The sequence below is a fragment of the Laspinema olomoucense D3b genome (assembly GCF_025370785.1).
Classification (GTDB): Bacteria; Cyanobacteriota; Cyanobacteriia; order Cyanobacteriales; family Laspinemataceae; genus Laspinema; species Laspinema olomoucense.
Genome location: NZ_JAMXFA010000015.1, coordinates 51,173 through 67,210, shown reverse-complemented (window position 1 = coordinate 67,210; position 16,038 = coordinate 51,173). Strand labels below are relative to the sequence as shown.

18 protein-coding genes are annotated in these 16,038 nt (G+C 48.0%); 9 read left to right on the top strand and 9 right to left on the bottom strand.

Going from position 1 to position 16,038, the window contains the following annotated elements; genetic code table 11:
• Positions 1-6 precede the first annotated feature (6 nt).
• Positions 7-1,173 carry a DUF4336 domain-containing protein gene (locus NG792_RS13080; protein WP_261197283.1) on the bottom strand — a complete coding sequence of 389 codons (1,167 nt, stop codon included), beginning with the start codon at positions 1,171-1,173 and terminating at the stop codon, positions 7-9.
• Between the two features lie 276 nt (positions 1,174-1,449).
• Between NG792_RS13080 and NG792_RS13075 the strand changes: the two genes are divergently transcribed.
• The gene (locus NG792_RS13075; protein WP_261197039.1) at positions 1,450-1,596 is read left to right on the top strand and encodes a hypothetical protein; all 147 of its coding nucleotides are present in this window, start codon (positions 1,450-1,452) and stop codon (positions 1,594-1,596) included.
• Between the two features lie 199 nt (positions 1,597-1,795).
• Positions 1,796-2,551, top strand: a complete 756-nt coding sequence (locus NG792_RS13070) for a gamma-glutamyl-gamma-aminobutyrate hydrolase family protein (RefSeq protein ID WP_261197041.1) — start codon at positions 1,796-1,798, stop codon at positions 2,549-2,551.
• Between the two features lie 161 nt (positions 2,552-2,712).
• On the opposite strand, the gene NG792_RS13065 is transcribed toward NG792_RS13070, so the two are convergent.
• From NG792_RS13065 to purS, 3 genes are all read right to left on the bottom strand, one after another.
• Positions 2,713-3,729: a tetratricopeptide repeat protein gene (locus NG792_RS13065; protein ID WP_261235675.1), complete on the bottom strand. Its 1,017-nt coding sequence runs from the start codon at positions 3,727-3,729 to the stop codon at positions 2,713-2,715.
• Positions 3,730-4,271: 542 nt separating this feature from the next.
• Entirely contained in the window at positions 4,272-4,973 is a 702-nt protein-coding gene (gene purQ, locus NG792_RS13060; RefSeq protein ID WP_261197045.1) for a phosphoribosylformylglycinamidine synthase subunit PurQ, read from the bottom strand.
• A gap of 4 nt (positions 4,974-4,977) precedes the next feature.
• Entirely contained in the window at positions 4,978-5,262 is a 285-nt protein-coding gene (gene purS / locus NG792_RS13055; protein WP_015150774.1) for a phosphoribosylformylglycinamidine synthase subunit PurS, read from the bottom strand.
• Between the two features lie 279 nt (positions 5,263-5,541).
• Between purS and NG792_RS13050 the strand changes: the two genes are divergently transcribed.
• Complete coding sequence (locus tag NG792_RS13050) at positions 5,542-5,943, top strand: Fur family transcriptional regulator (protein WP_261197046.1); 402 nt, start codon at positions 5,542-5,544, stop codon at positions 5,941-5,943.
• A 113-nt stretch (positions 5,944-6,056) separates the two neighbouring features.
• On the opposite strand, the gene NG792_RS13045 is transcribed toward NG792_RS13050, so the two are convergent.
• The 3 genes from NG792_RS13045 to NG792_RS13035 form a co-directional block, all read right to left on the bottom strand.
• Entirely contained in the window at positions 6,057-7,010 is a 954-nt protein-coding gene (locus tag NG792_RS13045) for an SPFH domain-containing protein (RefSeq protein WP_261197047.1), read from the bottom strand.
• Positions 7,011-7,164: 154 nt separating this feature from the next.
• Positions 7,165-7,638: an NfeD family protein gene (locus NG792_RS13040; protein ID WP_261197048.1), complete on the bottom strand. Its 474-nt coding sequence runs from the start codon at positions 7,636-7,638 to the stop codon at positions 7,165-7,167.
• Positions 7,628-7,891, bottom strand: a complete 264-nt coding sequence (locus NG792_RS13035) for a hypothetical protein (RefSeq protein WP_261197049.1) — start codon at positions 7,889-7,891, stop codon at positions 7,628-7,630. The genes NG792_RS13040 and NG792_RS13035 overlap by 11 nt, the downstream gene beginning before the upstream one ends.
• A 22-nt stretch (positions 7,892-7,913) precedes the next feature.
• Between NG792_RS13035 and NG792_RS13030 the strand changes: the two genes are divergently transcribed.
• Positions 7,914-9,830: a protein phosphatase 2C domain-containing protein gene (locus NG792_RS13030; protein WP_261235674.1), complete on the top strand. Its 1,917-nt coding sequence runs from the start codon at positions 7,914-7,916 to the stop codon at positions 9,828-9,830.
• Positions 9,831-9,969: 139 nt separating this feature from the next.
• Positions 9,970-10,194 (top strand): ferredoxin-thioredoxin reductase variable chain, encoded by a 225-nt coding sequence (locus tag NG792_RS13025; RefSeq protein WP_261197051.1) that lies wholly within the window; start codon positions 9,970-9,972, stop codon positions 10,192-10,194.
• Positions 10,195-10,276: 82 nt separating this feature from the next.
• On the opposite strand, the gene NG792_RS13020 is transcribed toward NG792_RS13025, so the two are convergent.
• Entirely contained in the window at positions 10,277-10,504 is a 228-nt protein-coding gene (locus tag NG792_RS13020; RefSeq protein ID WP_261197053.1) for a hypothetical protein, read from the bottom strand.
• Between the two features lie 362 nt (positions 10,505-10,866).
• A complete protein-coding gene (locus NG792_RS13015) occupies positions 10,867-11,661 on the bottom strand; it encodes a YdcF family protein (RefSeq protein ID WP_261197055.1) in 795 nt (264 codons plus the stop codon).
• A gap of 121 nt (positions 11,662-11,782) precedes the next feature.
• Between NG792_RS13015 and NG792_RS13010 the strand changes: the two genes are divergently transcribed.
• The 4 genes from NG792_RS13010 to NG792_RS12995 all read left to right on the top strand — a co-directional run bounded on the left by NG792_RS13010 (position 11,783) and on the right by NG792_RS12995 (position 15,955).
• On the top strand, positions 11,783-11,959 hold the full coding sequence (locus NG792_RS13010; RefSeq protein ID WP_261197056.1) for a hypothetical protein: 177 nt from the start codon (positions 11,783-11,785) through the stop codon (positions 11,957-11,959).
• A 256-nt stretch (positions 11,960-12,215) separates the two neighbouring features.
• Positions 12,216-15,641 (top strand): PAS domain S-box protein, encoded by a 3,426-nt coding sequence (locus NG792_RS13005; RefSeq protein WP_261235673.1) that lies wholly within the window; start codon positions 12,216-12,218, stop codon positions 15,639-15,641.
• Positions 15,553-15,765: a type II toxin-antitoxin system HigB family toxin gene (locus NG792_RS13000; RefSeq protein ID WP_261235672.1), complete on the top strand. Its 213-nt coding sequence runs from the start codon at positions 15,553-15,555 to the stop codon at positions 15,763-15,765. The genes NG792_RS13005 and NG792_RS13000 overlap by 89 nt, the downstream gene beginning before the upstream one ends.
• Positions 15,740-15,955 (top strand): transcriptional regulator, encoded by a 216-nt coding sequence (locus tag NG792_RS12995; RefSeq protein WP_261197064.1) that lies wholly within the window; start codon positions 15,740-15,742, stop codon positions 15,953-15,955. Before NG792_RS13000 ends, NG792_RS12995 begins: the two co-directional genes overlap by 26 nt.
• Positions 15,956-16,038 lie beyond the last annotated feature (83 nt).

Genomic DNA, 16,038 nt, shown 5'->3' with positions numbered 1-16,038 from the left:
GCCATTTCAGCTTTGAATAGAGGGATTCTGCTGACGAGGGGGTGTAATTCGCCAGTGATCGAGGAGTTCCTCGATGGTTCGCAAGGTGGCAAAGTCGCGATCGCTCAAAGATGAATTCTCGCCCATTCTGTCGTTACTTCCCTCGGACGGCTGTTCCAAAAAATTAAATGCCTGCCGAAACTCTTGGGGACCGACGGCAATGGGCGAGTCTAAGTGACAGGGAACAATTCGTTCAAACTGCCAGCGGGCAACGGTATCGGCCCAAGTGAGAGTTTCTTGGGGGGCACGGTTGAGAATCAAGGTTTGGAGGATCGGGGCGACAAAGAGTCGCCCATCGGCGCGCAGGAGGTCAAAAGATTGTTTCCAGTCCGGTTGCCAGTCGAAAGGGAAGATGCCAAAATAGGCTTTTTTGGAGCGATCGCTAACCTGTCGCGCCATCTGAAACGCTTGTCTGAGTTTCAGGGTATTTAATGTGCTAGGCTGGAAGTAAAATGCAAATAGACATATACGCTGCCATCCTTGGCGACGATTAGCGGGAGTATCTTGTCGCACATCGGCAGCATTATCCCGGGCATGAAACAGCAGGGGATAAGGGTCAAGTTGCACGACTGCCGGGGGTTCTTCGGGGATAGAAACAACAGAATCGGTGACTAATAGCGATCGCGATGATCGGTGGAAAAAGGCTACTTCCCCAAATCGTCCCAATCCTAAATCAATCGGACCCAGAATTTCATAATCAAATTCATCAGCAAAGGGGACTTTGCTACTATCATGGGGTAACACTTGGGTGCGTCGTTGCGGTAACCCTAACCAACTCAAGGGCAAATTGAGGGGAAAACTCCACTGAGACGGCGCTACAAACACTTGCGCCAGGGGAAACCGCCGCGCAAATGGACCGACAAATACCTTATGTTCCAGTCCGGAAACCGTGGGCAGGATAATATATTTAACCGGACCATGTTGAAACTCTAATGCCTGAACTTGCCTCACACATTCCGGAGTGGGGGCGATGGGTGCATAAACCAATAATCCCCCCCGTTCCAATTTGACCACCGTCATGCGAATGGGAACCACGACATAAAGAATGCCTTGAATCTGCTCAAAAGTCCAGAGGGTATCTTTGACCACTTCTTGACAGAGGGTGCGTCTTCTGCCATAAGGGTACAGTGGCATCGCCCACCAAAACGGCCATGACAGGTCCCTGGGATGCAGACTAGGACTAAGGGGTGCTGAATCGGTTACGCTTTCCACTGTTTTCTGTGTTGTTATCCCTAGAGGTTGACGGTACCAGATGAGCAAGGCGATCGCCTCTTTTAAGTTTACCAAACCTGCTGCAAAACTGGCTGTACCCAGGGAAAAACTCCACCGCAAGCAAGATGCTGGCACTTCAGACAATCTCTACTTCAACGGAGTGGGCAAGGCGATATCATAGCAATTTTAACATTAAAATTGCTGGTTCAATGCCAATGCAAAGAAGCCCATCAAGGGGATTTGATTTTTTTCTGCATGATGGCGATCGCTTGCTTTTTCCTGGGTACACTACAAGAAGAGACGAATCAACTATCGCCGGTTGATCTTCTCGCCTACGACCCTTAAATCAATGTCTCTCCTCAACCCCTGGGTTGAAAATAGGAGATTAACCGGATTTTAAGGAGTGGCAAGAGGGCCGCGAGGGCGAGAATGGACGCTCTATCCTATTTAATTAAACTGCAATTTTTTATACTGCTTTTTTACTTAAAACGTTGAAGATAAAAGGAGAATCTTTCCTACCCTCCTACGTTGCTACTTTCCTGTTATGACTAAATCTCTGAAAGCACCTCTAATTGGCATTAGCACTTATGGCAGAAACGGGACCAGCGCTTTTTCCCTCGCTGCGACTTACGTTGATGCAGTCCGCGCGGCAGGTGGAATGCCGGTACTCCTGCCACCGGGAGAACCCAATCCCGCTGAAGTTTTGGAACGGATAGACGGATTAATTTTATCGGGGGGTGGGGATATTGACCCGAGTGCCTATCAGGGTTCGTCTCATCCTTGTATTTATAATATTGACTCAGAACGGGATGAATTTGAACTCACATTAGCGCGGTTGTGCTTGGAAAAAGATGTGCCGTTTTTGGGGATTTGTCGCGGCATGGAGGTGGCGATCGTTGCCTGTGGGGGAACTTTGGTGACTCATGTTCCCGATGAGTACGGGATGGAGGTTCAACATCGCTTAGTCCCGGCACCGGGGCATCTTTATCCCGCAAAGCATCCCGTGAAAATTCTCTCAAGCAGTCGCTTCGGTGCAATTATTGGGAAATCCGAGATTGAGGTGGTATCCTGGCATCATCAAGCAGTGAGAAATTTAGCCCCGGGTTGGCGGGTGGTGGCGGAGTCGGTGGGGGATTATGTGATTGAGGCAGTGGAACATCAGCACTGTTCCTTTGCGATCGCCGTCCAGTGGCATCCTGAATTGTCCCCGGAGGATATTTCTCATCAGCGGATTTTTCAGGCGTTGGTGAAGGCAGCAGGAACTCGGAAAGTCGTGCCGATTCAGGATGCGATCGCCTAAAAATTCAAGTCCGGAAAACACCACCGCCAGGAATTCTGATAAAATTAACCGGACTTGATAAGATAGCTTCCCCTCATCAGGGAAGGTTGACCAATTTTAATTAAAGTAGGGAAATCTCACCTGTTCAAAAGGACGCGGGAATGCCGCGTCCCTAGGGTGAATTAATTTGCTTGTTGGGCTTGAGTGAGATTGTATTGCGCGGGGGCGTAATTGGGGGAGAGTTCGATCGCCCGTTGGAATTGCTCGATCGCCTCCGCAAGGTTGCCTTGTTCTTGCAGAGTTAGTCCCAATCCATTATGCGCCAAAGTATGCGCACTGGCTGGATTTGCGGGTCGATCCGGTAAGGCTAAAGCACGGCGATAAGTGGCAATTGCCTCGTCTAGGTTGCCCTGTTCGCGATATACTCCAGCTAACCCATTATACGCTGTAGCTAGATTCGGTGAGATGGCGATCGCTCGTTCATACGCTGCAATCGCTTCCTCTAACTTATTCTGTCGTCGCAACATCACGCCCAAATTATTATGCACTTCGGCGAGATTGGGATTGATATCTAACGCTTGGCGATAGGCGGCGACTGCCTCCTCTACTTTATCCTGACTCGCTAACGCTAACCCTAAATTCAGATATGCCTGCGCATCATTGGCATTGAGTCCGATCGCCATCCGATACGCAGCGACTGCCTCGTCTAACTTATTCTGCCGAACCAGCAAATTCGCAATTTTTACGTGCGCTTCTGCATCATTGGGATCAAGTGCGACTGCGCGACGATACGCCGCAATTGCCTCATCCCCTCGCTTCACCGCAGTTAGGGCAACCCCTAGATTAAAATAAGTCTGCCCTTGATCTGGATTCAGGCGTAACGCTTGCTGATAGGCGGCGATCGCCTCCTCCGGTTTTTGGCGATCGGTGAGGGCATTCCCCAAATTATTATACGCACTCGCATTATTCGGGTCCAATGCCAACGCTTGTTGATATTGCGCGATCGCCTCATCCACCTTATCCTGATAAAATAAAGATAACCCTAACCAGACATGGGCTGCTGGATTATTCGCATCATTTTGGACAACCTGACGCCAAATCTGTTCCGCTTGGGCATAGTTTCCCGCCGTAAATGCAGTATTGCCTTGTTGCGAGAGTTCTTCAATAGATTGTCCCACAGCTAACTGAGGTGTTATCATCACACACAACCCTAACAGCCATCCCATTAATTTAGGTGACCTCACGTTCTCCCTCCATTCTTTCGTCTGAACAACTGGGTTTCCCTGGATTTGTTTCACGATTTAATCTGTTGTGAATGCGGTTTCCCGTAAAAATGACGTTTACAATCCTATTTTTTCGCCCGGTCCAAATGCACCCCCTTCCCCATTCCTGTCTGAGGGAAATTCAATCCTAGCTTATCGCAATTGAGATCCCATTTCCATTGGTACGATTCGGGGAATTGTTATTCTAATTGAAAGCATCAGTATAGGATTGAGATCCAAGTGACAAAAATCGAGTCTCTAATTTTAAGACACTTCCGGTTCCCTCCCCTGATTCTTGGGGAGGGTTAGGGTGGGGTCCAGTCCCCCGGAATTTTCAAAGGTTTAATCCTTTACCCCATGAGGATTTCAAGCCAATCCGGGTATCAAAGGTCGTTGGGTTGCTGAATGGCTAGACCCCACCCAACCCTCCCCAAGACACAGGGGAGGGCTCGGAGAACCCCTTAGTTCACTCCAAAGCGTTATCGGACTCCAGCGATCGCAGCAGATAACACACTTTCAAACAATTTCATGCCATCGGTATCGCCTAAAATGGGGTCCGATGCCCGTTCAGGATGAGGCATCATCCCCAGGACATTCCCTCGGGAATTACAGATTCCGGCAATCTGATTTAAGGACCCATTGGGATTACTCTCCGGGTTACTTTCCCCTTGGGGACTGCAATAGCGAAATACCACCTGTCCATTGTCTTCCAGTTGGGCGAGGGTATCCGCATCGGCATAGTAGCGGCCCTCCCCGTGGGCGATCGGCAGGTTGATGATTTCCCCGGATTGGTATTGAGAAGTCCAAGGCAGACGGGTATTTTCCACCTTCATCGGGACGCGATCGCAGATAAAGTGCAAGTCGCGATTTCTAATTAAGGCCCCCGGGAGTAGTCCCGCTTCGGTTAAGACTTGGAACCCATTACAAATTCCCAGGACTAATTTACCCTGTTCGGCGTGTTTGATGATTTCCGGCATGACGGGGGAAAATTGCGCGATCGCCCCACAGCGCAAATAATCCCCATAGCTGAACCCTCCGGGTAACACCACCACGTCCAAATCTGAAATATCTGTTTCCTGATGCCAGATTAACCGGGTGGGACAGTGGAGTAATCCTTGGGTGACATACGCCACATCGCGATCGCAATTTGAACCCGGAAACACTACAACTCCAAATTTCACCGTATTATGCCCCCGCCTTCATCATGGTTGCTACTTCCACTAACTCAAACCGATAGTTTTCAATCACCGGATTGGCTAAAAGTTGGTCACAGATGCGATCGAGTTGCTTCGTTGCTGCTTCAGGGGATTCCGAAGTAATCGTCAATTCCACATATTTGCCAATGCGGACCCCTTCCACATTGCGATCGCCCATTTTTTGCAGTCCCGACTCCACAGCAGTTCCTGCCGGATCCAAAACTGAAGGCCGCAGAGTAACATAGATATGAGCCTGATATTTCTTTAAAGTCACAACAATCCGCCCTAACTTCTGGTGATAATGCCATTAGATGCCACAGCATCTTTTATTTTAATCCCCAAACTGACACCCGAGGACGTCAGTATAGTACAGGTTACAAACCCGGGTTTTTTAGAAAATCTCTGCTCATTAGCAACAAATCTGGTCCAAAAACCTGGTTTCCTGTCCTCTCTATCTCATTGTGAACCGGCATCCTAAGCTTGGATAAACCCTCAACCTCGTCTAACTTCAGAAATGTAGACCAGACGAACCCATACCGATGTTAATCTAATCATGACAGTCAAACGCACCCGGTCTCAAGAACGCATTCTCAATTTCCTCAAAACCCTCAACGATTCCATTTCAGCGCAGGATATTTATGTTGAGTTGCGCCATCGCAACCAAAGCGTTAGTCTTGCCACCGTCTATCGCGCCTTGGAAGCGTTGAAGTTGGAAGGGGTGGTCCAGGTGCGGACCTTGGCAAATGGAGAGTCCCTTTATAGCTGCCTAAAGCAGGACCGGCACCACCTGACTTGTTTACAATGTGGGATATCAATTCCCCTCGATGAATGTCCGGTTCATCAGTTAGAAGTGGAACTACAAAAGGCTCACCGATTTAAGATATTTTACCACACCTTAGAGTTTTTTGGTCTGTGCACTAAGTGTCATGTATTGCAACAAAATGGCGGAGTTTAAGTTAAATTCTTGGGGAAAACCCCTGAAGGGGTTACTACAAACATTGTAAATTTAACTTCTTTGTTCGTAGTAACCCCTTCAGGGGTTATTTTTCAAAACTATTCCCTCTAACCTTACCGTTCTTGTTCGCTAACAATCGATCGCATTCCTTCCAAAGTGGCAGGAATGGTGCGCGGGTCCATAAACATCACTTTACTGCTGTCACTCGCCCCAATTTTTAACCCCATTTCCATATATTGTTGAGCGACTAAAAACTGTAAAGCTTCCCGGGCATCTGGGTCAGTTTTGAGGGTTTTTGCAATAATTTGCAGGGCTTCTGCGGTTGCTTGAGCTTTCAAAACTTGCTCTTGGCGTACCGCTTGAGCTTTCAAAACAATTGTTTTTTGTTGCGCTTCTGCATCGAGAATGACTGCTTTTTGACGAGCTTCCGCATCTAAAACGTGCGCCTCTGCCTTGCCTCGGGCATTATTAACCGATGCATCCTTTTCCCCTTCAGAAGTTAAAATTGCGGCCCGTTTACGACGTTCCGCTGCCATTTGCAACTCCATCGACTCTTGCACCGCTTTGGAGGGGACGATATCCCGCAATTCTACCCGGGTGACTTTCACCCCCCAAGGGTCTGTCGAAATATCCAATTCTCGCAATAAAATCTCGTTAATTTCGGACCGGGCGGTAAAGGTTTCATCGAGTTCTAGTTTACCCATTTCTGCCCGAATTTGAGTTAAAACTAGGTTGACCATTGCAGACTGGAGATTTTCTACTTTATAGTAGGCTTTTTCCATGTCCATAATCCGCCAGTAAACCACCGCATCGACACTAATCGAAACATTATCCCGAGTAATACATTGTTGCGGTGGAATGTCTAATACTTTTTCCCGAATCGTTCCTTTGTAAACGATTTTGTCCAGAAATGGGGTGAGTAATCGTAGTCCCGGTTCTAGTTTTCTGCCGTTATATTTCCCCAAGGTTTCAACCAAGGCTTCATTTCCTTGATTGATAATTTTGACGCTACCCGCTAGGGCAGAACCCCCGAGGGCCAAAAATATAATAAAGATGAATTGTTCCACCGTAAACCTCCTAGTTAAAGTTGAAGCTGGCTCAAATTTAAAACATCAAACAAGGGGCAAAATTAAAGATAAAATCAAGCACTCTCCTCTAAATAGTGCGGACGGATTGCTACAGGTTAAATTGAAAATCTCAGCCTGTGCCTTTGCGCTGAATTTATGACTGTAAAAGATGCTCCGGAATGACAATCAAAGTATTCCCTTGGCGTCCGACAACGAACACAGGTTGATGGGGGGCGATCGCCTGTTCGGGATCTGAACATTTAGCCCGCCACGAGTTCCCATCGTAGATCACCCGTCCCGCCTCTCCTGGAGGAATTGCGGTTAAGGTTTGCGCCTCCTGTGCCTCCGCGAGGGACCGGGGAATTTTTTGCTGGGACAAAAACCGCCTAGACAGCACAATAAAGGCAGCAGAGAGTCCCACCCATAACACCACCTGAATGAAAAAATTCGGGATAAATAAAGAGAGTCCCGCCACAATTAAGGCGCTGACTCCGGGCAAAAACTCCACAAAGGCAGTGGGGAGAACCAGTTCCATCCCACAGAGAATGATGCCAACTGCTAACCATAAAACCGCCGGATTAAGCTGGCTGAAAAACAGGAGAATGGCAGAGATGGGGTCAAGTGCCATAGCGTCTTCTTCCAAGGTTAAGATAGATTACGAGATTGTGTTCCGGTCGCGATCGCCGATTTGACGGGGTTCGGGATAAAATGAATGGCGTCTTCCTCGCCAATCCAGGACCCTTGGTCCATCCAATCCCATCAATCTCGCCATTGGCGTTCCCCGACTGGCGGCACTGTAACTGTCGAGGCTGTTTGGAGTAGCTACAACCAGTGTAGGCTGGCTTTGGACCGATCGCCAGGAACGATCGACTTCTTTTCATACTGTCATTGCACGCAGAGATTATGAGCAGTTCTGAGCCACTCTATTGTCCAAATCCAACCTGTACCCAGCCCGAAAACCCCGTAGGAAATCGGTTCTGTGATGCTTGTCAAACCCCCTTGCTGTATCGCTACTTGTGGGCGGTGGGTTCCGCAGCAGCCCGGTATCCCATCGGCGAGATCATCGGCGATCGCTACCGCGTAGTCAGTCCCCAAATTTGGCTCGATACTCAACCCGCCTTGGCCCCTTTCGTTCCAGAGACATTACCCGAGGCGATTCTGAGCTACCTTAAATTATATCCCCATCGCCTTCATATTCCCGAGGTCTATGGGTTTTGTCCCCTCGGGGAAGGACCCAACGCCGCCAATTTGTTATTACTGGAGAATGTCCCCATTGATAGCAAAACCGCCACCCTCTATCCGGGAATGTTGGAACTCTGGTCCCAAACTCCCCCAGTCCGCCAAGTCTATTGGTTATGGCAAATTCTGCAACTCTGGACACCCTTACGAGAATTGGGCGTCGCCTCCAGTTTACTCAAAGCCGATAATATCCGGGTCCAGGGTTCGCGCGTCTGGTTACGCGAACTTTATGGCGATGCCAGTTTAATTACCCAACCGGATTTACAAGATTTAGGATATCACTGGTTAACTTGGGCGGGAAAAGTGGCTGCCCCAGTGGGCGATCGCCTCCAAGAGATTGGCAAACAAATGCGCCGTCCCAATGCCGAAATACAGGCAGTCGCCCCTCAAGTCAACCAACTCCTCCTCGAACTCACTGCCCAATTACCCCTGCGTGTGCGCGTCGCCGGAGTCAGCGACTCAGGACCCAATCGCCACCATAACGAAGATTCCTGCTACCCCACCCTCAACGACATCGCCCAAATCGATAAACCCCATACCCATCCCCTGCTTAATCATTTAGCCATTGTCTGCGATGGCGTCGGAGGACATGAAGGCGGGGAAGTCGCCAGTCAACTGGCCGTCCAAGCCCTCAAACTGCCCATTCAAGCCCTCATGCGGGAAATCGCTGAAGAACCGGGCCTCGCCATGCCTGAAGTCGTCAGCGAACAATTAGAAGCTATTCTGCGCGTCGTCAACAACACGATCGCCGCCCAAAATGACAAACAAGGACGGGCTCTGCGACAGCGCATGGGGACCACCCTAGTCATGACCCTGCAACTGCCCCAAAAAGTCACCACCCCCAGTGGTCAAGAATTTGCCAACGCCCATGAACTCTATGTTATTCATATTGGCGACAGTCGCGCCTACTGGATTACTCCCAACTATTGCCAACAACTTACCGTAGATGATGACGTCGCCTCCCGAGAGGTCCGCCTCGGTCGCGCCCCTTATTCCCAAGCCATCCGCCGCCGAGATGGTGGGGCGCTCACCCAAGCCCTAGGAACCCGAGAAGGGGACTTACTGCGCCCCCAGATTCAGCGGTTTCTACTGGAAGAAGATGGGTTGCTGCTCCTGTGTTCAGACGGATTGAGCGATAATGATCGCGTGGAGCAATTTTGGTTTGAGTGCGCCCAGGATCTGTTTAGCGGGGCAATTTCCGTAGAAACAGCGGCCCAATGGTGGGTGGACCTCGCCAATGAAAAGAACGGTCACGATAACGTTTCGGTGGTGCTCTCCTATTGCCGCATTTCCCCAGAAAAACTGGTCCTGTTCGACCCCAATCAACTCCCCCCTACGGGATTATCTGAGGATGAGCTTTCCGATGCGTCCAAAGCCCTCCTTTATGAAGAGGAAGACCCATCCCCGGGTCGTCGCCGCCAATCCAAGGGCGATCGCACCGGCTTAACTCTCCCCCAAACCATCGCCCTCCTAGTTGGCGTCACCCTCATTAGCGCCGCCGTAGGTTTTGCCGCCTGGTGGCAAATCGACTCAGGAGGACTCACCCAACTGCGCGAAAGAATCTTCCAACAACAAGAATAAACCCCCCATCTCCAATGACATAAGACCAACGACCAACGACATAAGACCAAGGACCAAAGGGAAACGCTGTTTGATAAGATACTGAAACCCTGCACTTTGCAGTCGGTAAGAGAAGAGAACACTAGAATTTGAGAGCTCTATGAAAGTTGGCGATCGCGTCCGCATCACAAAGTCGGTTATCGTTTACCACAGTCCAGAACATCGCAATCAACCCTATGATGTCCAGGGTCACGAAGGCGAAGTCATAGGCATTGTTACCGAATGGCAGGGGAGACCCGTTAGTGCTAACCTGCCTGTCTACGTTCAATTTGACAAAAAGTTTAAAGCCCATTTCCGCGAAGATGAGATAGAAGCCCTTGAATAAAAGCTCAACTAACTCGGTGTAAACTCCGCTGACTGATTAGCAATTAGCAAGACCGCTAATTGCTAATTTAACCGTTTCCCTGTTATTTTCGGCGGGTAAACCAGCCTAGAATATTAATATCACCCCGCATTTTTTGCAACTCTTTGCGGTGACATTCTGCGGTTTGGTAGTACCATTGGCAATACCCGTCAAAGGCTTGACGATATTCTAGTTCGTGATAAAATTGGCGAGTGACTTGCGCCGATTCTAAATTTTCCGCCACATCTTGGGGAATGGGCGCAATTTGGGGAAACTCGTTGGGAAGCATCATAATTATTATTACCTAAATCTTTTTTTATCGCCCCAGGGCTTTTGGGTTAATATTTAATCCCAGGGACTAAAAACGAAATTTCTGTTCGACGGGGCTACAAAAAATGCCTGAATTTTATAAAACAACCCGCTTTCTAAGCTCAATCCCGATGCTCTAGGGCGTCGGTACTTCCTGGGTTAGAAACCGGGTTTCTGTACAAAATTTTTGGCAATTCATAACTGATTTTGGGCTAGAAACTCAGTTTTTTGTCCCTGGACTCTAAAATTGTACCGATGCTCTAGGACAATTCCTTTTGATTCTAGCATCTGCCTCTGAGGACCAGCAGGGGGGCCAATTTCCGCAAATCGGGAGAATTGCCCGCCTTACAGCCAACCTCTGAGGCGATAGATGATTGTGCCAATATATTCTTTGAGAGATTGGGTCGTTTGTTGGAGGCGATAGGCATCGGGGAGAATGTTCAGGGTCACGGATTGCCAGGATTCGGAGAGTTCGTCGAGTTCCTGTTGCGAGACGAGGAAATCCGTGGGTGCAGGAATGGCATCGATGCCTTGACGTTTGAAGATGCGCAGCGATCGCGGCATATGGGTGGCGGAGGTGACGAGTAATACGCGCTTTTCAATATTTTTGGCTTCTAGGAGTTTCCGGACTTCCACCGCATTCTGGTATGTATTCAGGGAATTGGGTTCCAGGAGAATCGCTGAGTTTGGGACTCCGGTTGCTGCTACAATTTGAGCCATATCGTCTGCTTCTGGGGGTCCTCCGCCTTTCCATTCAATGCGGCCCCCGGAGAGAATGACTAGAGGTGCTTTTCCCTGCTTGTAGAGTTGGGCCCCATAAAGGACGCGATCGCCCGCTTCACTGACATCGACGCTGGGACGGGGGTAAATCGCGGGTTTGATGCCGCCGCCTAATACAACAATTGCTGCTGCATTGGGGAGTTCTCCCGAGGGTAAATTCTGCCATTCCAGGGATTGCGCGATGCCGTTGGCAACCCATCCATTACTGCTTAGGAGCAATATTACCAATGCGGAGGCGATCGGCACCGATGCCCATTTCGGACGTCTCCATAAGGTTACTAATGCAACCAACATCAATAAGCAACTGAGTCCGAGGGGGTAAATGAAGACGGGAAGCAGCTTGGAAATAAATAAAAACATTCTAGTCAAACCAACAGGTCAAACGGGAACTCTTAGAATAGGGTAGCACCAACCGCCTCTCCCCTTCTGAGTCAGGGAGTGTGAATGAACCCGTTTTCAGGTTCCCAGGGGGTTCTCCTGAATGGAGGGAGGAGTTCTTCGGCATCAAAACCAAGGGAGAGGAGAGGCGATCGCCAAGCTGTATCTGGGTTCTGCGATACCTGGGTTGATCTCTAAAAGTGCCTTGCCGGTAAGTCTACTGGGGGAGGTCCCGCAGCGATCGCCTGCCTCGATCGGCTCGATTCATGACCCCACTTAGGTCCATTCATTCCTCGCCCTAATTTCTAGATTAAGGGTTCGTATATTTCCCTCTATTTTTATTTCTCGTTCAAAAAAAGATGAAGTTACAAACAAAATTGGTTTCCAGTTTTTTGGGGTTAACAGCCGTTGTTGGTCTCCTGGGCATTATTCATGTCAGTTCAAACCAAAACATCAGCAAAAGGATCGAGGTAATTTCTACCCATAAAGTCCCTAGACTTGTTGCCCTAGAGGAAATCAAAATAACTTCTTTGCGGATGATAACTGAAGTCACCTCATACGCTTTATTCCAATCAGAATTAGAGGAGTTGGGCGAAAAGCGGAACAATCCCCCTAGTTTCGTAGAGGGAGAATCAACGGAATATAAAGAAGCCTATGAAACTCTCCAAACCTGGCTCGCTCAATTAGACCAGCTAACCCCGGACAGCGGAGAGGAGCGCGAGTTTTTAGAAGAGGTGCGGCAACTTACCCAAGAGGTTGACCGAATTGCTCAAGAAATTATTAAATTAAAATCTCAAAATACCGATTTTCCTATTTCTACGATTTATCAAGACTTGGAAGAAATAGAGGATATTTTTGTTAAAAAAATAAACCAGCAAACTTCTCAATCTATTTATGAGCTGCAACAAGAAAAAAAATCTATTATAAATCAAACCAATGAAACCAACTTAATTAACCTAATTTTAATTATTTTAATTGGCCTTTTAGCCCTTAGCTTGGGACTGCTGCTGGCGGAAAATATTGCTAAACCGATTATTAAACTCAAAAATGCAGCGATCGCCATCGGACAAGGCAAGTTAGATGTGCGCGTTCGTATCAACAGTAGCAGCGAAATTGGCATTTTAGCCGATGCCTTCAATAGCATGGCAGAGGAACTCACTAAAAAAACGGTCTCCAAGCATTATGTTGATAATATTTTTAAATCCCTGATTGATGCTTTAATTGTCTTAAACCCAGACGGAACAATTCGCGATTTTAATTTTGCTACTTTGTTTTTACTAGGCTATGAAGAAGATAAAGAACTGTTAGGAGTATCTATTAGTAACCTATTAAAAGACCAGATTACCTATGATGAATTAGCAACTCAAGCTGGAATAGCCAATAGCTTAATTGGTCGGAAAGAAGTGGAGTTTGTAAGTAAAAATGGGGAGACTATTCCGGTGTATTTTTCCGCCTCTGTGATGCGAGAAGAAGGGGGTCCTATTCAGGCGATCGTCTGTTTAGCGCAGGATATTCGCGAGCGAAAACGAGCCGAAGCTGCCCTACGAGAAAGCGAATATCGCTATCATACTTTGGCATCGATTTCCCCGGTGGGAATCTTCCGAATGAGTCAAAAAGGTCAATTTTTATATCTGAATGAGCGCCTATCTCAAATTACCGGACTCACGGAAAACCAAGCTAAAACAGGAGATTGGTTTGAGGCGATTCATCCGAGCGATCGCGAGCGGGTGATCCAGGAGTGGAATCTGTCTGTAAAAGAGCAATTACCCTTCCAATCTGAGTTTCGGTTTTTAGATGAAAATGGGATGGAACGATGGGTTTGGGGCCAAGCGGTTTGCCAAGGCGACAAAGACTGCAACAGCAGCGATTATGTGGGAACCATTGCCGACATCACGGAACGCAAACGGATGGAGGAAGCCCTACAACAAGCCAATGATGAATTAGAAACACGGGTCCAAAATCGGACCTTTGAGTTAAGGCAAGCATTGGAACAATTGCAACGGGAATCCCTGGAACGGAAGTTAGTCGCGGAGGCATTACATCAAAGCCAAGAACGGCTCAACGGCATATTACAGTCCATTGATGATGTGGTTTGGTCCATTTCCGGAACCCGCTCAGAAGTGCTCTATTTGAGTCCGGCAGTGGAAACGATATACCAAAGACCTTCTTTAGCATTTTTTGAAAACTTCAATCTTTGGCAGGAAGTGATTTATCCCCAGGATCGGTCCGTGGTGGATCTGGCTTTTCAAAGTAGTCTGGAAACTGGGATGACAGATGTGGAATATCGGATTGTGAGACCCTCGGGAGAGGTTCGCTGGTTACGGCAACGTACCCGCTTAGTGCGCGATCGCGACGGCAATCCCCTGCGGATCGACGGCATTGCCAGCGATATCACCGATCGCAAACAAGCTGAGGCGCAATTACGCAAATCGGAATTACGCTATCGGAAACTTGCCAAACAAGAAGCTTTAATTAACCGACTCACGGACCAAATCCGGAACTCCCTAGAAATCGATACCATTCTGGAAACTGCTGTGAGTGAAATCCGGTCCTTGTTGCAAGTCGATCGCTGTTTATTTATCTGGTATCGTCCCCAAGGGTTGGCAAATAACAACGGTTCTCACAATGGCGCAAGCCCCACCTTTTCCCCCTGCTGGGAAGTGGTCAAAGAATCTCACACCCCGGACTTAACTAGCCTCTTAGGGTACTATCCCACGGAGAGAGAAAGTTCCTTAATGGCTCAATTGTTGAATCGGGAAACCATTAAGGTAGACGATGTGAGGCAATCCCAGAATCCCGACTACCAGAAATTACAAGCGGCATGGGGTTATGAAGCATTTGTGGCGTTACCCATTCAAACCCTAAATGGGGAAATTGGCTTAGTCAGTTGTGGTCACTGTCGGGGACCTCGCCCCTGGAGCGATCGCGAACTGTTACTCCTCAAAGCGATCGCTAATCAAGTGGCGATCGCCATTTCCCAAGCCGAACTATACACCCGCGCCACCGACTCCGCCCGCCATGCCCGAGAAAAAGCCCAACAACTCCAACAAACCTTACGAGAACTGCAAAAAACTCAAACCCAACTCATCCAAACAGAAAAAATGTCCAGCCTCGGTCAAATGGTAGCGGGAGTCGCCCACGAAATTAATAATCCCGTTAGCTTCATCTATGGAAATATCGAACCCGCCAACGAATATATCCATAATTTACTCCATTTATTAGAGTTATATCAAACCCACTATGCAGAACCCGTCCCCGAAATCCAAGAGGTCATAGAAGAAATCGATTTAGAATTTATAATTGATGACCTTCCCAAACTTTTATCCTCCATGAAAGTCGGAGCCAACCGCATCCGCGAAATTGTTCTCTCTTTAAGAAACTTTTCCCGGTTAGACGAATCTCAAATGAAAGCAGTTAACCTCCATGAAGGCATTGATAGCACTCTTTTAATTCTCCAAAACCGCCTCAAGGCTAAACCAGGACGGAGTGAAATTAAAATTATTAAAGAGTATGAAAGTTTGCCTCTTGTTGAATGCTATGGCGGTGAACTGAATCAAGTATTTATGAACCTGCTGAGTAATGCGATCGATGCCTTAGAGCAACCCCTGCATCATAACAATTCCAAACGCAATCATGCCCTCTTACCGGCTACACCCACCGAATCCGATGCAGTCCTAACTATCACAAATCCGGCTCCTTACATCCGCATTCAAACAACCCGCCAGGGGATAAACCAAATTGAAATCAAAATTTCCGACAACGGTAGCGGCATGACAGAGCAAGTCCGACAAAGAATATTTGACCCGTTTTTTACCACCAAACCTGTCGGCGCCGGAACCGGCTTAGGTTTATCCATCAGCTATCAAATCATCGTTGAAAAACATCGCGGAACACTCGAATGTTTTTCCATCCCCGGAAAGGGAACAGAATTTTCGATTTCCCTTCCCATTCATCCCGAGTAAACCCAATCGTCTCATCGTCTATATTGACTACGAGTATAGAATGGTGTTTATTCGGTCAGTTTTGACCCATGCAGAATATAGTAAGGAGAACTGGAAAAATGACGAGTGGTTTAAAGAATCCTAGCCGTTACTACTTAGAACTCATTACAGCCTTTCCCCCTCGCCCTATCACCAATGAGCTTGAATATCAAGCTACGCAAACCCAAATCAACAAAATTTTAGATAAGCCCGAGTTAAATGCCGACGATCGCGCCTATCTGAAAATACTCGGTTTGACCATTTACGACTATGAAGAACAAACAGAATCGTTTTGAGAATTGACTTACTCCCGTAAACCCTGACAAAAATTACCTTCATTCAAAAACTGCTACCCTAATCGATGGCCGTAGAAGGAAGA

Bases quoted from the DNA above. Each gene is read 5' to 3' on its own strand.
- NG792_RS13010 (WP_261197056.1), top strand. From the start codon at position 11,783: ATGGAGGGAGGAGTTCTTCGGCATCAAAACCAAGGGAGAGGAGAGGCG.
- NG792_RS13080 (WP_261197283.1), bottom strand. From the start codon at position 1,173: ATGCCACTGTACCCTTATGGCAGAAGACGCACCCTCTGTCAAGAAGTG.
- NG792_RS12995 (WP_261197064.1), top strand. From the start codon at position 15,740: ATGACGAGTGGTTTAAAGAATCCTAGCCGTTACTACTTAGAACTCATT.
- NG792_RS13015 (WP_261197055.1), bottom strand. From the start codon at position 11,661: ATGTTTTTATTTATTTCCAAGCTGCTTCCCGTCTTCATTTACCCCCTC.
- NG792_RS13050 (WP_261197046.1), top strand. From the start codon at position 5,542: ATGACAGTCAAACGCACCCGGTCTCAAGAACGCATTCTCAATTTCCTC.
- NG792_RS13065 (WP_261235675.1), bottom strand. From the start codon at position 3,729: ATGATAACACCTCAGTTAGCTGTGGGACAATCTATTGAAGAACTCTCG.
- NG792_RS13070 (WP_261197041.1), top strand. From the start codon at position 1,796: ATGACTAAATCTCTGAAAGCACCTCTAATTGGCATTAGCACTTATGGC.
- NG792_RS13005 (WP_261235673.1), top strand. From the start codon at position 12,216: ATGATAACTGAAGTCACCTCATACGCTTTATTCCAATCAGAATTAGAG.
- NG792_RS13040 (WP_261197048.1), bottom strand. From the start codon at position 7,638: ATGGCACTTGACCCCATCTCTGCCATTCTCCTGTTTTTCAGCCAGCTT.
- NG792_RS13030 (WP_261235674.1), top strand. From the start codon at position 7,914: ATGAGCAGTTCTGAGCCACTCTATTGTCCAAATCCAACCTGTACCCAG.
- NG792_RS13025 (WP_261197051.1), top strand. From the start codon at position 9,970: ATGAAAGTTGGCGATCGCGTCCGCATCACAAAGTCGGTTATCGTTTAC.
- NG792_RS13020 (WP_261197053.1), bottom strand. From the start codon at position 10,504: ATGATGCTTCCCAACGAGTTTCCCCAAATTGCGCCCATTCCCCAAGAT.
- NG792_RS13035 (WP_261197049.1), bottom strand. From the start codon at position 7,891: ATGAAAAGAAGTCGATCGTTCCTGGCGATCGGTCCAAAGCCAGCCTAC.